14 protein-coding genes and 3 pseudogenes are annotated in these 14,439 nt (G+C 71.0%); 8 read left to right on the forward strand and 9 right to left on the reverse strand.

Annotation, left to right across the window (positions count from 1 at the left end):
• Window positions 1-54 precede the first annotated feature (54 nt).
• A pseudogene (locus ACP95_RS03525) lies at window positions 55-1,802 on the reverse strand (excinuclease ABC subunit C).
• A gap of 49 nt (window positions 1,803-1,851) precedes the next feature.
• Window positions 1,852-2,253, reverse strand: coding sequence for a carboxymuconolactone decarboxylase family protein (locus ACP95_RS03530; protein ID WP_049979885.1), 402 nt, complete (start codon window positions 2,251-2,253; stop codon window positions 1,852-1,854).
• 196 nt (window positions 2,254-2,449) lie between these two features.
• Between ACP95_RS03530 and ACP95_RS03535 the strand changes: the two genes are divergently transcribed.
• From ACP95_RS03535 to ACP95_RS03550, 4 genes are all read left to right on the forward strand, one after another.
• Window positions 2,450-2,707: a hypothetical protein gene (locus ACP95_RS03535; RefSeq protein WP_049979886.1), complete on the forward strand. Its 258-nt coding sequence runs from the start codon at window positions 2,450-2,452 to the stop codon at window positions 2,705-2,707.
• Window positions 2,708-2,797: 90 nt separating this feature from the next.
• A complete protein-coding gene (locus ACP95_RS03540; RefSeq protein WP_049979887.1) occupies window positions 2,798-3,751 on the forward strand; it encodes an ABC transporter ATP-binding protein in 954 nt (317 codons plus the stop codon).
• Window positions 3,748-4,641 (forward strand): ABC transporter permease subunit, encoded by an 894-nt coding sequence (locus ACP95_RS03545; RefSeq protein WP_049979888.1) that lies wholly within the window; start codon window positions 3,748-3,750, stop codon window positions 4,639-4,641. The genes ACP95_RS03540 and ACP95_RS03545 overlap by 4 nt, the downstream gene beginning before the upstream one ends.
• Before the next feature lie 145 nt (window positions 4,642-4,786).
• Complete coding sequence (locus ACP95_RS03550) at window positions 4,787-5,719, forward strand: ferritin-like domain-containing protein (RefSeq protein ID WP_237560393.1); 933 nt, start codon at window positions 4,787-4,789, stop codon at window positions 5,717-5,719.
• Window positions 5,720-5,727: 8 nt separating this feature from the next.
• Here the strand turns inward: ACP95_RS03550 and gnd are convergent.
• Together gnd and ACP95_RS03560 are read right to left on the reverse strand one after the other, a co-directional pair.
• Window positions 5,728-6,642: pseudogene (gnd, locus tag ACP95_RS03555) on the reverse strand (phosphogluconate dehydrogenase (NAD(+)-dependent, decarboxylating)); the annotation flags it as partial.
• Between the two features lie 39 nt (window positions 6,643-6,681).
• Entirely contained in the window at window positions 6,682-8,121 is a 1,440-nt protein-coding gene (locus ACP95_RS03560; protein ID WP_049979890.1) for an amidohydrolase family protein, read from the reverse strand.
• A 129-nt stretch (window positions 8,122-8,250) separates the two neighbouring features.
• On the opposite strand from ACP95_RS03560, the gene ACP95_RS03565 reads away from it, so the two are divergent.
• The gene (locus ACP95_RS03565) at window positions 8,251-9,354 is read left to right on the forward strand and encodes an aminopeptidase (RefSeq protein WP_049979891.1); all 1,104 of its coding nucleotides are present in this window, start codon (window positions 8,251-8,253) and stop codon (window positions 9,352-9,354) included.
• 22 nt (window positions 9,355-9,376) lie between these two features.
• Here the strand turns inward: ACP95_RS03565 and ACP95_RS03570 are convergent, their stop codons facing one another.
• Complete coding sequence (locus ACP95_RS03570) at window positions 9,377-10,162, reverse strand: DUF5806 family protein (protein WP_082224550.1); 786 nt, start codon at window positions 10,160-10,162, stop codon at window positions 9,377-9,379.
• A gap of 87 nt (window positions 10,163-10,249) precedes the next feature.
• Between ACP95_RS03570 and ACP95_RS03575 the strand changes: the two are divergent.
• Window positions 10,250-10,617: pseudogene (locus ACP95_RS03575) on the forward strand (universal stress protein).
• Window positions 10,618-10,619: 2 nt separating this feature from the next.
• A complete protein-coding gene (locus ACP95_RS03580; RefSeq protein WP_049979892.1) occupies window positions 10,620-11,183 on the forward strand; it encodes a GNAT family N-acetyltransferase in 564 nt (187 codons plus the stop codon).
• On the opposite strand, the gene ACP95_RS03585 is transcribed toward ACP95_RS03580, so the two are convergent.
• Window positions 11,162-11,569 (reverse strand): universal stress protein, encoded by a 408-nt coding sequence (locus tag ACP95_RS03585; protein WP_049979893.1) that lies wholly within the window; start codon window positions 11,567-11,569, stop codon window positions 11,162-11,164. The genes ACP95_RS03580 and ACP95_RS03585 overlap by 22 nt on opposite strands.
• A gap of 181 nt (window positions 11,570-11,750) precedes the next feature.
• Window positions 11,751-12,755, reverse strand: a complete 1,005-nt coding sequence (gene hemB, locus ACP95_RS03590; RefSeq protein WP_049979894.1) for a porphobilinogen synthase — start codon at window positions 12,753-12,755, stop codon at window positions 11,751-11,753.
• A 90-nt stretch (window positions 12,756-12,845) separates the two neighbouring features.
• Between hemB and ACP95_RS16000 the strand changes: the two genes are divergently transcribed.
• Window positions 12,846-13,010 carry a DUF6757 family protein gene (locus ACP95_RS16000; protein ID WP_202593765.1) on the forward strand — a complete coding sequence of 55 codons (165 nt, stop codon included), beginning with the start codon at window positions 12,846-12,848 and terminating at the stop codon, window positions 13,008-13,010.
• Here the strand turns inward: ACP95_RS16000 and ACP95_RS03595 are convergent, their stop codons facing one another.
• Both ACP95_RS03595 and ACP95_RS03600 read right to left on the reverse strand, forming a co-directional pair.
• Window positions 13,011-13,508, reverse strand: a complete 498-nt coding sequence (locus tag ACP95_RS03595) for a DedA family protein (RefSeq protein WP_049979965.1) — start codon at window positions 13,506-13,508, stop codon at window positions 13,011-13,013.
• Between the two features lie 97 nt (window positions 13,509-13,605).
• Window positions 13,606-14,430: a PHP domain-containing protein gene (locus tag ACP95_RS03600; protein ID WP_049979895.1), complete on the reverse strand. Its 825-nt coding sequence runs from the start codon at window positions 14,428-14,430 to the stop codon at window positions 13,606-13,608.
• Window positions 14,431-14,439: the final 9 nt, after the last annotated feature.

Below are 14,439 nucleotides of genomic sequence, written 5' to 3' on the forward strand. Positions count from 1 at the left end.
CTTCCTTCTGACAAGTAATTACGGGAGTCTAAAACGGTGATTTGTGTCACCGGGCTACAGCCGCCGCTCGATCCGCTCGGCCGTCCGCGGGCCGACGCCGTCGACGTCCCGCAGCGCGGCCTCGCCGGCCTCACGAACCGCATCCACCGAGCCGAACCGGCGGAGCAGGCGCCGCCGCGTCTGGGGGCCGACCCCCTCCACCTCGTCGAGCGCCGTCGACACCTCGTCGCGGACGCTCTGGTGGTACTGGACCGCGAAGCGGTGGGCCTCGTCGCGGACGCGCTGGAGCAGGTGGAGGTGGGGCGCGTCGTCGTCGAACCGCTCCACCCCGTCGGGCGTGACGACCAGCTCCTCCGACTTCGCCAGCGCGACGCAGGGCACCTCCCAGCCGGTCTCGGCCAGCGCGTCCTGCGCGGCGGCCAGCTGCCCCTCGCCGCCGTCGATCAGCAGGAGGTCCGGATCGGGCCTGTCGTCCCGCCCCTCGACGGCCCGCTCGGCCCGCCAGCGCACCAGGTCGCGCATGTTGGCGTAGTCGTCGTTCCGGTCGCTGAGTTTCTTCCGGCGGTAGTCGGCTTTCTCGGCGCTGCCGCCGACGAAACACACGTCGCTGCCGACGACCGCCTTCCCCTGGGCGTGGCTCACGTCGAACCCCTCGATGCATTCCGGCCGGGGGACGTCGAGTGCCTGCCCCAGCGCGCCCACTGGGTCGTCGGCGCCGCCGACGCCGCTGCGGGCGTTCTTCAGCGCCAGCTCGACGAGCTTCCCCTCCCGGCCCGCGCCGGGCACGGACACCTCGACGCCCGCGCTCGCCAGCCAGTCGAGCACGTCCGCGTCGTCCGGCCGCTCCGAGAGCAGGATCGCGTCCGGGAGCTCCCGCTCGGCGTAGTACTGCGTCAAAAAGGCCGAGAGCAGGCTCGCGACGCGGTCCTCGCCCTCTGGCGCGTCGAGACGGTGGCGGGAGCGGTCGACCAACTGGCCGGCGTCGGCGTGCAGCCGCGCGACGGTGGCGTCGCCGCCCTCGACGACCGCCGCGAGCACGTCGACCTCGCGCCGGCTGCCGGGCGAGGAGACCGCCTCGCCGCCCTCGCCGTGGAACGACTCGACCGCCTCGAGCCGGTCGCGGGCGTTGGCCGCGCGCTCGAACTCCGCCCGCTGGGACGCCTGCTCCATCTCCCGGCGGAGCGGGTCGCGAGGACGCCGGTCTCGCCCTCGAAGAAGCGGACCGCGCTCTCGACGTCCTCGCCGTAGCTCTCGGCGTCGACGGCGTCGACGCAGGGCGCCGAACAGAGCCCCATCTCGTGGTCGAGGCAGGGCCGGTCGCGGTTCTGGAACTTGTGGTCCGAGCAGCCGCGCAGCCCGTACGTCTCCCGGATCGCCTTCACGACCGTCTCGACCTCGCCCTTCCGGGTGTACGGGCCGAACACGGTGGCGGCGTCGTCCGGATCGCGGGTGATCTCGATGCGCGGGTACTCGTGGTCGGTGAGCTGGACCAGCGGGTACGACTTGTCGTCCTTCAGCCGGACGTTGTACCGCGGCTGGTGGCGCTTGATCAGGTTCGCCTCCAGCAGGAGCGCCTGGGTCTCGGTGTCGGTGACGGCGGTGTCGATCGCGTCGGCGCGGGCGACCATCTTCCGGATGCGGTCGCTTCGCGGGTCGGCGTAGGAGCGCACGCGATCGCGGACGTCGACGGCCTTCCCGACGTACAGCACGGTCTCGGCGTCGCCGTCGCGGTCGAGGAACTGGTAGACGCCCGGCTCGCGGGGGAGGTCGCCGGCGCGCTCGCGCAGCTCGCTCGCGTCCATCTATCCGCGATACGGGACGGGCGCGTTTGAGCGTGACGCCCGCCACCGATCAGTCGTCCGCCGGGGCCATCCCCTCCTCGCGGAGGTGGTCGAACACTTCGTCGGTCTCCGCGACGAACGCGTCGTGGTCGTACTCGTTGCCGTGCAGCATCGTCGAGAAGTACTCGGTGACGCCGGTGATGTTGACCGCCTCGTCCAGTTCCGCCTCCGAGACGCCGGCGAAGCGCGCTTCCTCCCGGTGGAAGTACGTGCAGTACGCGCAGTTCATCGACGCCGCCGCGCTCAGGCCGACGAGCGCCTTTTCCCGCGGCGAGAGCTCGGTCTCTCCGAGCAGGAGATCCCGAAAGATCCCCCAGCTGTGGTCGCTCGCCGGCTCGGCGAACGTCTGCATGAACCCGGGCACGGTCCCGAGCGTCTCCTCGATCTCCGTCGCCGTCTGTTGTGTGGCCATGATCTGTCGCCCGTTCGTGGGCAGTGCTACCACACAACTCGACACCGATTAGCTGTGCTGACCCTACCTGTGCCCGCGTGTCGTCGGATATCCCGCCGTCCGTGTTCAGGAACGGACTGGTTTGGGTCGCGATACCGACGCCGCGGGCGACACGCGCGACCGCCGGCTACAAGCCGCGCCCACCGCAACCACGCCCATGACCCGCGTCTGGCTCGTCGACCGCGACGTCGACAGCCGCAACCTCGTGACGATGACGTACGCCACGCCGGACGGCGAGTTCGCGTTCACCCGGCAGGCCGCGCTGGACAGCCTCGCCCGCCGGGACGGCCCGACCGCCGCCCTCGACGTCGACGACGACCGGCTCGACCCCGTCGACGACCCCGAGACCGTCGCGCGCTACGCCGCCGAGGCCGACCGCGTTGCCGCGAGCCACGACCCCGACGACGAGCTCTGATCCCCGAGCGCGAGGCGCCCACCCGACAGAGTGCCGACCTGTCGATCCCGCGGCCGAAACCCTTTATCCGAAACCGCGGCAAGCCGGTCCATGGCCGCTATCGAACTCGACGGGGTCACCAAGCGGTTCGGCGACGTGACCGCCGTCGAGGAGCTCGACCTGACGGTACCGGAGGGCGAGGTGTTCGGCTTCCTCGGCCCCAACGGCGCCGGGAAGTCGACCACCATCAACGTCCTGCTCGACTTCGTCCGTCCCACCGCGGGGCGTGTCGAAGTGCTCGGGATGGACCCCCAGCGCGAGAGCGTCGCGGTCCGGAAGCGGACCGGCGTGCTCCCGGAGGGGTTCTCGACGTACGACCGCCTGACGGGGCGGGAGCACGTCGAGTTCGCCATCGAGTCGAAGGGCGCCGACGCCGACCCCGACGCCGTGCTCGAACGCGTCGGGCTCGCCGGCGACGGCGACCGGAAGGCCGGCGGCTACTCGAAGGGGATGGCCCAGCGCCTCGCGCTCGGGATGGCGCTCGTCGGCGACCCCGACCTGCTGATCCTCGACGAGCCCTCCTCGGGACTCGACCCCGCGGGGGCGAAGGAGATGCGCGACATCGTGCGCGAGGAGGCCGAGCGCGGTGCGACCGTCTTCTTCTCCAGCCACGTGCTGGGGCAGGTCGAGGCGGTCTGTGACAGCGTGGGCATCCTCCGCGACGGGAAGCTGGTCGCGCGCGACTCCATCGAGGGGCTCCGCGAGGCGGTCGGCACCGGCGCGACCCTCGAGATCACCGCCGAGGGCGTCACCGACGACGATCTCGGCGCGGTGCGCGCCCTCGACGGCGTCGACGCCGCCTCCACCGACGGGGCCACGGTCACGGTGCAGTGTGACTCCGAGGCCAAAACCGCCGTCATCGGCGCGCTCGAGGACGCCGGCGTCGCCGTCGAGGACTTCTCGACACGCGAGTCGTCGCTGGAGGACCTGTTCCTGGCGTACACCGAGGGCGAGGCACCGAGTGATGCAGCCACTGACGCTGCGGGCGAGGAGGTGGACGCATGAGCTGGGAGGCCGTCGCCCGCAAGGACTTCCAGGACGCGGTGCGCTCGCGCTGGCTCTGGGTGCTGTCCGCGCTGTCGATCCTCGTGTTCGCCGGCGCCGCCGTCGGGCGACTGTACGTCGGCGGCGGCAACCAGCAGGAGGCGGCCGCCCTGCTCCGCGGGTTCCTCTTCTACCTGAAGCAGGGGACGGCGATCGTGATCCCGCTGACGGCGCTGGTGGTCACGTACGCGGCGATCACCCGCGAGCGGGAGTCGGGGACGATCAAGCTCCTGCTCTCGCTCCCTCACTCCCGGGACGACGTGGTGCTCGGGAAGTTCCTCGGCCGGAGCGCGGTCGTCACGCTCCCGGTGCTGATCGGCTTCGTCGTCGCGCTGCTGGCGCTGCTGCCGGCGGCGTCGGGGCTGGACATCTTCGTCTACGTCCAGTTCGCGCTGCTGACGGCGCTGCTGGGTGTCGTGTTCGTCGGCATCGGCGTCGGCGTCTCGGCGGCCGCGAACACGAACCAGCAGGCGCTGGTCGGCGCCGGCGGGCTGTTCGCGATCTTCTGGTTCCTCTGGAACTTCTTCGTCACCGGCGTCAACCGCGCGGCGACGGACCTGTTCGGGCTGTCGACGCCCGACCAGTTCCGGCTCCGGCTGGCGCTGAAGATTCTGAACCCGATCCAGGCGTACAAGACGCTCGTCGACAGCCTGTTCATGAGCGACCTGGAGGCCCGAATCCGGATGTTCAGCATGCTGTTCGGGATGATCCCGAACCAGCAGGCCGCACAGGCGCTCGGCCCGGAGCTCTCGCCGGCGTTCGGCGACGCCGTCGTGCTGGCGGCGATGCTGCTCTGGCTGGCACTCCCGCTGGCGGTGGGGATCGTCTGGTTCCGGGAGGCGGAGCTGTAGGGTCGAACGACCGGCCTACGGCCGCCCCTCGTCGGCCACTCCGGCTCGCGTAAGGCGATCGTACGCGCGCCGTGGAACCGGTCCTACTCGAACTGGGCCGACCCTACGTTTCGTTGCTCGTACATAACTAATTCTGCGGCCTCGCATGCATAGCCCGCCGATCATCGGCGACACCATGACCGACACCAACGACCCACAGACGACGGCGACGGACGAATCGAGCGCGTCCAGACGCGGCTTCCTCACGCGGTCCGCGCTGGCCGGCGGCGCGCTGCTGGCGCTCGGCGGCGGCGCGGGCGTCGCGCTCGCGGACGAACACGTCCCGACCGAGGCGCCGGAAGCGGCGTTCGACGACGTGGACGGCACCGACGTGGACGTGCTGAACTACGCACTCTCGCTCGAACATCTCGAGCGTGCACTGTACGCGGCCGGGTTCGAGACCTTCGACGAGGAGGCGTTCCTGGAGGCCGACGCCCTGTCGGCGTTCGACGAAGCCACCCGGGAGACGGTGTACGGCTTCGTCGGGACGATGGCCGAACACGAGACACAGCACGTCTCCGTCCTCGGGCAGGCCGTCGAACTGCTCGGCGGCGAGCCAGCGGCGCCCGCGGAGTACAACTTCGAGTTCGAGACGGTCGGCGAGTTCCTCTCGCTGGCGACGGTCATCGAGAACACGGGCGTCGCCGCCTACGCGGGCGCCGCGCCGTTCGTCGAGAGCCCCGACCTGCTGAGCGTCGCGCTGTCGATCCACAGCGTCGAGGCGCGCCACGCGGCCGTGCTGAACTGGCTGACGGGCGCCTCGCCGTTCCCGGACGCGTTCGACGCCGCCAGCTCGCAGTCCGAGGTGATGGACGCCGTGAGTCAGTTCATCGTCGAGGAGGAGACCGACGACGGCGAGCCGGGGACGGAGCCGCCGGCGGACGGGAACGAGACGGCGACGCCGGCCGACGGCGACGGGACCGAGACGCCGATGGGTAACGAGACGGCGACGCCCGCCGGCAACGAGACTGAGACGACGATGGGTAACGAGACGATGACCCCCAGCGGCAACGAGACGGCGACGCCGGACGGCGGCTGATCGGCGAGCTACTGCCGTTCGATCTCGTGGCGGCCGAACCCGTAGCGCAGGCGGTTCGCGAGCCGGCGGGCGAACCGCCCGTCCTCAGGCGCCCGGGAGCCGAACCGCTCGGCGAGCGCCTGGTAGATCAGCGGCACGGGCACTTCCTGCTCCAGCGCCTCCTGCACCGTCCACGTCCCCGTCGAGCCGCCGGCCACGTGGTCGGCCACGTCGCCGAGGTCGTTCCCCTCCTCGCGGAACGCCTCCTCGCAGAGTTCGAGCAGCCACGAGCGGATGACGGCACCGTTGTTCCACGTGTTGGCGACCGACTCGAGGTCGAGGTCGTAGCGCCCGTTCGCGAGCAGTTCGAACCCCTCGCCGTACGCCTGCATCAGCGCGTACTCGACGCCGTTGTGGACCATCTTCACGTAGTGGCCCGAGCCGGCGGGGCCCATGCGGTCGTGCCCCTCGTGCCCGGTCGCGACGGCGTCGAAGACGGGGACCATCGCCTCGTAGGCCCACTCGGGCCCGCCGACCATCAGCGAGAAGCCGAGGTGGGCGCCGGCCGGGCCGCCGGAGGTGCCGCAGTCGAGGTAGGCGGCGTCAGTCTGCTCGGCCCGGCGGACGGACTCCTCGAAGTGGGAGTTGCCGCCGTCGACGACCACGTCGTCCGCGTCGAGGTGGGGTTCGAGGTCGTCGAGCGTGGCGTCGACGGGGTCGCCCGCCGGCACCATCAGCCAGAGGCGCTTCTCGGAACCGAGTCGGTCACAGAGGTCAGCGACGCTGTCGGCGGGGGTCGCGCCGGCTTCGGCCGCCTCGGCGGTCGCCTCCGCGCTCAGGTCGAACGCGACCACGTCGTGGCCCGCGTCGAGACACCGGTCGACGACGATCTGTCCCATCCGGCCGAGTCCGATGACGCCCAGTTGCATGGCCGTGAGTGTGAGCGAAGTACGGGTAGCCGTTGCGGTTCCGTGGCCCCGGGGTCACTCGCCGTACCGGACCGCGCCCCAGAGGTCCGGATGTGGCTCCAGCGCGTCCGCGGCGCCGACGCGGTCGATCGCCGTTTCGGCGGCCGCCGCGGCGTCTTCGAGCACGGTCTCGATCGGCGGCGCCTCGGGGGCGACGACCGCGCCGTTACGCAGTCGCACGTCGCCGTCGACCATCACGAACGACACGTCGCCCCCGTCGGCGTAGTGAACCAGCCTGGGGACGGTGAGCCCCGCATCGAGGTGGGGGCCGAGCTTCGCGGACCGGCGGTCGACGGCGATCACGTCGGCGCGCTTGCCCGGCGCGAGCGAGCCCACCTCGTCGGCCAGCCCGAGCGCCGCGGCGGCGTCGACGGTCATCGACTCCAGCACGCGCCCGGCCGGGAGCAGGCTCGTGTCGCCGTGGTGCGCCCGCTGGAGCTGTGCCGCGATGCGCCCCTGCGAGAGCAGGTCGAACGAGCGGTCCGGCGCGCTGCCGTCGGTGGAGACGGCGACCGTGACGCCCTGCTCCATCGCCACGACGACGGGGAAGCGGTCCCACGCGTAGGCGTGGGTGAGCGGGCCGGTCGAGGCCGCGACGCCGTGCTCGGCCATGAGCGCCACTTCCTCGCTGCTGATCCCCGCGCAGTGCGCGAGCGACAGGCGGTCGGTCAGGATCTCGGGCTCGGCGTCGGCGGCCGCGGCCACTTCCCCCTCGTAGGCGTGGGCGTGGATCGGGAGGTCTTCCGCCGTCGCGAGCTCCAGCACCGCGCGTATCTGCTCGACGCTCGCCGCGGTCGCCTGCCCGTCGTCGTCCGTCTCGGGCACGAGCGAGGAGGGGGCGACCGCGACCGAGAGCCGGCCGTTCTCGGCGCCGTCGAGCTCGTCGACGACCGCTTCGGTCGTCGCCATCGCGCGGTCGAGGTCGATGGTCGTCTCCGTCCCGGTGTCCGGATCCGTCGCGTGGACCGGGAGGCCGTCCGGGGGTCCCACGGCGACGACGTGGCGCAGGCCGAACTCGCGGTAGCCCGTCGTCGCCGCGGCGGCGAACTTCGGGTCGTCGACGCGGGGCATCGAGCCGACGTACGACAGCGAGGTGGTGACGCCCGCCCGGAGGCGTTCGAGCGCGGCGAGTCGACTCTCGGCCCGCCAGAACTCGGTGCCCGACCCCTCGAAGTAGATCTCCTTCACGAGGTCGAGCCAGTCGTTGCCGGCGCCGTCGACGAGATCCTTCGTCAGACTGTGGCCGGCGTGGCCGTGGCTGTCGACGAGTCCGGGGAGGAGGACGTGGTCGGCAAGGTCGATGCGTTCGGCGTCGGGGTGGTCCGCGAGCACCTGCTCGCGCGGGCCGACGGCGACGACTGTGTCGCCGTCGACGGCGACGGCGCCGGGGTCCAGTACGCGGCGATTGGCGTCGACGGGCACGACGGTGCCGCCGACGAGGACGGTTCGAGCCATGGCCGGCGTTCGGCCGGTCGCGGCCTGAATCTTCCCCTGAGGTGAGGCCGGTTGGGGGGCCGGTGCCGGACGAGGCGGTTCCGGCGGGTATCCCGCGGGTATTTTGCCGGGCCACCCCACGCCCCGTGCATGGACGAACGTATCCGCGAGCACGCGAGGACGCTTGTCGACTGGAGCGCCCGGATCGAGGCGGGCGACGACGTGGTGCTCTCCGTCTCGGAGGGCGCCCACGACCTGGCCGTCGCCGTCGCCGAGGAGTTGGGCGAGCGCGACGCCAACGTGGTGACGCTGTACGACGCCGACGAGGTCGACCGCGCCCACACGCTGGCCCACAGCGGCGAGTTCGACGAGAACCCCGAGTTCGAGCGCGCGCTGTACGAGCACGCCGACGCGATGCTCCGCCTCGGCGGCGGGCGCAACACGACCGCGAGCGCCGACGTACCCGCCGCCAAGCGCCAGGCGAAGAAGCGATCACGGGAGGGGATCCGCGAGGCGCGGATGGACACCGACTGGGTGTCGACGGTCCACCCGACCCGCGCGCTGGCCCAGCAGGCGGGCATGAGCTACGAGGCGTACCAGGAGTTCGTCTACGACGCCGTCCTCCGGGACTGGGAGGAACTGGCCGACGAGATGGCGACGATGAAGGAGCTGCTCGACGAGGGGAGCGAGGTGCGCATCGTGAAGGAAGCCACCGACCTCACGATGTCGATCGAGGGGCGGACGGCGGTCAACTCCGCCGCGAGCGTCGTCTACGACTCCCACAACCTCCCCTCCGGCGAGGTGTTCACCGCCCCCCACGCCACCGAGGGTGAGGTGTTCTTCGACGTGCCGATGACGATCAACAGCCAGCGCGTCCGGAACGTCCACCTCACCTTCGAGGACGGCGAGGTCGTCGACTTCTCCGCCGAGCAGAACGAGGACGCCATCGCGGAGGTGCTCGACACCGACGACGGCGCGAAGCGGCTGGGCGAACTCGGCATCGGGATGAACCGGGGGATCGACCGGTTCACCGACAGCATCCTGTTCGACGAGAAGATGGGCGACACGGTCCACCTCGCGCTCGGGCGGGCCTACGAGTCGAACTTCCCCGAGGGCAGCGAGGACGAGGCCAACGACTCGGCGGTCCACGTCGACATGATCACCGACATGAGCGAGGACTCGCGGCTGGAGATCGACGGCGAGGTCGTCCAGCGCAACGGGACGTTCCGGTGGGAAGACGGGTTCGAGGGGTAGCGACGAGTCGTCCGTCCGGTGGTTACTCCGTCTCGTGGACGTGCCCGCACTCTGGGCACTTCACCTCCTCACCGCGCACCTGGGCGGAGGCCTCCCGCACCTCGCGCATCACCTGCGAGATCTCGTCTTCGGCCTCCAGTTCCTCCTCGACGGAGAGGTCGACGCCCTCGACCTCCAGCAGGAACTTCGCGATCTCGGTCACCTCGTACATCGTGTCGTCGAGCTCCTCGGCGGTGTAGAACCCCGACATCGCGCCGTAGAGGAACGTCGCCCCCGCCTTCGTGACCTTCTCCTCGAAGGAGGCGCGGGCCTGATTCACCGCCTGCGGGCTGTACGTGTCGGTCATGAACGGCACCAGCCGCGGCAGGTTCTCGCCGATCTTGGTCATCTCGACGCCGGTCTCGGTCCGGAAGTCCGCACAGAGCCGCGCGATCGCCCACTCGCGGGCGGTGATGTAGGTGCGCTCGCGGAGGAACTCGTTGACGCGGTCGTAGTCCGCGCGGTCCATCTTGGTGAAGCGCTCGTACGCCTGCACGTCCTCGGGCACGTCGGCGAGGGGGTCCGATTCGGGGCCCTGCTCCACGTCGCCCGCGCCGTTATCGGCGGCGTCGGCGCGGTCGAACTCGCCGTCGATCGCCCCGTCGTCGCCTACCGCCTCATCGCTTCCCGCGTCGTCGCCTGCCACCTCGTCGTCTCCCCCGTCGTCGCTCGGGGCGTCCGGGCGGTCGACCCCGTCGTCGCTGGGCGCCCCCTCGCCCACAGCCTCGCGGTCGGTCTCCTCCCCCGTCGGCGTCGGATCGTCGCTCATGCACCCACCTGACACACCCACGGACATAGGGTTGTTCACCGGCGCCGGCCCGCGGGGTTTATGAACAGAGCGGTCCTGCGCCCGCTCATGAAGGTGCTGCTCGGGATCGGCGGAAGCGACGACTCCATACGGGCGCTGGAACGGGTAGTCGCCCGGACGGCCGAGGTTGGCGACGAGCTCACCGTCGCGATCGTCGAGAACCCGCGGTCGCCCCGCTCGCGCGAGGAGATCGCCGAGCGGACGCGCGAGGAGCTCGACGCCGCCGGCGTCGACGCCGAGATCCGGCAGGTCGAGGGCGACCCCGGGAGCGAGCTGGTCGACATCGCCGAGCGCGAGGGGTACGACGAGATCGCGCTGGGCGGCGGCCAGACCAGCCGATGGGGAAGATCAACGTGGGGAGTATCGCGGAGTTCGTCCTGTTGAACGCCCACACGAGCGTCAAGCTGGTTCGGTGAGCATGACCGGACCAGAGCGCTACCCCGACGACCAGGCTGGCGGGTTCCCGTCGCCGCCCCGGACCGTCGAGGACGCCGAGGGCCGGACGATCGAGCTCCGGGTGTACGACGGGAGCGACGCCGACCGCGAGGCGCTGCAGGCGATGTACGAGGCGTTCGACCCCGCCGACCGCGCACAGGGGATCCCGCCGAGCCGCCCGTCGAAGCTCCGGGGCTGGCTCGACCGCATCCTCTCCGAGGACTGCTTCAACGTGTTCGCGTGGGACGGTGACGACGTGGTCGGCCACGTGACGCTCGTCCCCGAGAACGGGACGGAGTCGCCGTACGAGCTCGCGATCTTCGTGCTGCAGTCACACCAGGGCGCCGGCATCGGGACGGCGCTCATCGAGACGACGCTGGGCTACGGCGCCGACCAGGGGATCTCGCAGGTGTGGCTCACGGTCGAACGCTGGAACCGCGCCGCGGTGGGGCTGTACGAGAAGATCGGGTTCGAGACGACCGACGCCGAGAGCTTCGAGCTGGAGATGGCGATCCGGCTCGACGATCAGACCGAGAGCACGGGCTGACTCGCGTAGCAGAGCACGTACTCCGCCGTCTTCTCCAGTACCGCCGCTCGCGTGCCGGTCTGTGGCTCCCGCGGGAGGACGATGAAGTCGGCGCCGCGCTCCTCGGCGGTGTCGAGGACGACGCTGCCGGGGTGTTGGGAGAGGCGGCTCTTCGAGAACCCCGAGACCGTGCTAGTGTCGATCTCGACGCCGCGCTCGTCGGCGATCTCGGCTGCGGTCTCGGCGTACCCCTCGTCCTCGTAGTTCTCCGCGACGTCCTCGCCGAGCACGTAGGCGACGTGGACCGCGGCGTCGTAGGCGTCGGCGACCGTCACGGCGTACTCGACGGCGCGAGTGGACTCTTCACTCCCGTCGACGGCGACGAGCACGAGGTCGAACGGATCCATGGGTGGGAGTCAGGCCGCCGATGCAAAACCGTTTCCGTCGGAAGCGAGGTGGGAAAACTCCGACCGAAGGGAGGAGGCAAACCACCTCGAGAGCGAACGGCGAACGAAGTGAGCCGTGAGCCGCGACCTCGAAAACTCCGACCGAAGCGAGGCGCCAAACCACCTCGAAAACGACCCGCGCTCAGAGCGACTCGGCCACGTCCTCGGCGAAGTACGTGAGGATCAGGTCCGCGCCGGCGCGCTTGATCGACAGCAGCGACTCGTGAGCCACGGCGTCGAGGTCGAGCCAGCCCTTCTCCGCGGCCGCGTGCAGCATCGCGTACTCGCCGGAGACGTTGTACGCCGCGACGGGGTGGTCGTGGTCCTCGCGCACCTGCGCGACCACGTCGAGGTACGGGAGCGCGGGCTTGACCATCAGCACGTCGGCGCCCTCCTGCACGTCGAGTTCGACCTCGCGGCGCGCCTCCCGGGCGTTGGCGGGGTCCATCTGGTAGTGTCGGCGGTCGCCGAAGGCGGGCGCGCCGTCGGCGGCGTCCCGGAACGGGCCGTAGAACGCCGACTCGTACTTCGCGGCGTAGGACATGATCGGCAGGTTCGAAAAGCCCGCTTCGTCCAGCCCCTCGCGGATGGCGCCGACCATCCCGTCGAGGCTGGCCGAGGGCGCGACCATGTCCGCGCCCGCCTCGGCGTGGGAGACCGCGATCTCCGCGAGCAGGTCGACGCTCTCGTCGTTCTCGACGGTGAGGTGGGGGTCCTCGGCGGCGCCGGGTTCGACGATGCCGCAGTGGCCGTGCTCGGTGTACTCACAGAGACACACGTCGGTGATCACGTACGCGTCGGTCTCCTCGGTGATCTGCCGGACGGCGCGCTGGACGACGCCGGTCTCGGCGTAGGCGCGGGTGCCGCGGTCGTCCTTGAACTCGGGGATGCCGAACACCATCACCGCCTCGACGCCCGTCGCGAGCACCTCCTCGACGCGGGCGACGGCGTCGTCGACGGGGACGCGCTCGTGGCCGGGCATCGAGTCGATCGGGACCCGCTCGTCGGTCGTGGCGTCGACGAACACGGGGGCGATCAGGTCCGACGCGGAGAGGTCGGTCTCGGCGACGAGCGAGCGGACGCCGTCGGCCCGCAGGCGACGGGGGCGCCGGGCGTCGTCGCGGCCTGGACGTGGGGCGTGGTTCATGTCGGCACCAGCATCTCCGGCGGCAAAACCGCGTCGCTCCGCCCGGCCGCTACCCGCGTTCTTAACCGAGTGGGGCGCGTACATTCGTGTATGAAGTGCCACTACTGCGAGGACGACGCCGTCTACGCCGCGGAGACGGACGGCGTCAAAGTCGGCCTCTGTGAGCAGCACTTCCAGGAGCGCGTCGAGGAGCTGGCCGACGACGAGCGACTGCAAGCGCTGCGCGAGCGGACCGAGATCGACCGCGCGGAGTAACTACCAGAGCACGTCGACGCCGAACACGTACAGCCCGGCGAGCGCCGACTCGAACACCAGCGTCCCGACGGCCGACAGCGCGACGAACCGTTTCGCGTCCATCTTCGCCAGTCCCGCCGGCACCGTCAACATCCCGCGAGTGAACAGCATCGCGTTGCTGCCGGCGACGGCGGGCGCGCCCCAGCGGTCGAACCAGCCGTCGAACCGGGCGAGCGCGTCCTCGCTCACGCGGAACCACCGCTTCTGCAGCAGGTACTCACGGCCGCCGCGCTGGGCGACGAGAAACAGCGCGAACTGGCCCACCGTCGCGCCGAGGACGGCGACGCCGAGCACGGGCAGCAGCGTATCCGGGCTGTGGCCCAGCAGCGCGAGCGACCCGGGGACGATGAGCTCGCTCGGGACGAAGTACATCAGCATCGCGCCCTCGAGCACGAACACGCCGAAGAGGACGACCAGCGCCCAATCGGAGTGCAGCAGCGACTGGAGCCACGCCGGCATCTCGGCGACGATCCCCTCGTTCACGCCCCGGCGATACCGGAGTCGCGGGTAAATCAGTTTCTCTCCCCGCTGGCAAGCAGCCGCTTCGACCGTCGTGTCAGGCGAGTTCGACCGGTTCGGGCAGGCGCTCGCGAACGCGCTCCCACGCGGCCGCCGGGAGGCCGTCGACGGCTAACTCCTCCTCGTGGGCGTCGGTGCCGCCGGTCGCCAGCAGCTCGTGGTCGGCGATCGCGGCCTCGACGGGTCGCGGGTCGAGCGCGTCGGCGTCGTCCGGGGAGACTGGCCGGTCGTAGGGGTAGTAGCGCTCGACGGCGTCGAGATCCGCGGCCAGCTCCAGCGCGGCCGCGGGGTCGTCGTACCGAAGCGGGTGGGCGAGCCCGACGAACGCGCAGGCGTCCGCGAGCAGCTCCCGTCCGGTCTCGAAGTCGGGCACCTCGCGGGCGACGTAGCAGGGGCCGTCGTCGCCGATCAGGTCGTCGAAGACGGCGCCGACGGCGTCGTAGTCGGCGTCGCTCTCGACGACTGCGCGGGCGATGTGGGGGCGGCCGAGGCCGGCGTGGGGTTCGATCCCCAGATCGACGCCCAGTTCGGCCTCGACGTTCTCGACGATCCGGCGCCCGCGGTCGATGCGGTCCTGCTGGAGGCGCTCGACCTCCGCGGTCAGGGCGTCGGTGGGCTCGAGCCCGTAGCCCAGCAGGTCGACGCGCTCCTCGGGCGTCTCGACGCGGAGTTCGATCCCGCGGACGACGAGCAGGTCGCCGCGGCGCTCGACGGGGACCGAGAGCTCGGGGTGGTAGCGGTCGTGGTCGGTGACGGCGACGGCGTCGAGCCCTTCCTCGCGGGCGGTCTCGACCAGCGCGTCCAGCGAGAACGTCCCGTCGGAGACGGTGGTGTGCGTGTGGAGGTCGGCGACGACGCTCATTGCCGGAAC

The organism is Halolamina rubra, assembly GCF_000739555.1.
In the GTDB taxonomy this organism is placed as follows: domain Archaea; phylum Halobacteriota; class Halobacteria; order Halobacteriales; family Haloferacaceae; genus Halolamina; species Halolamina rubra.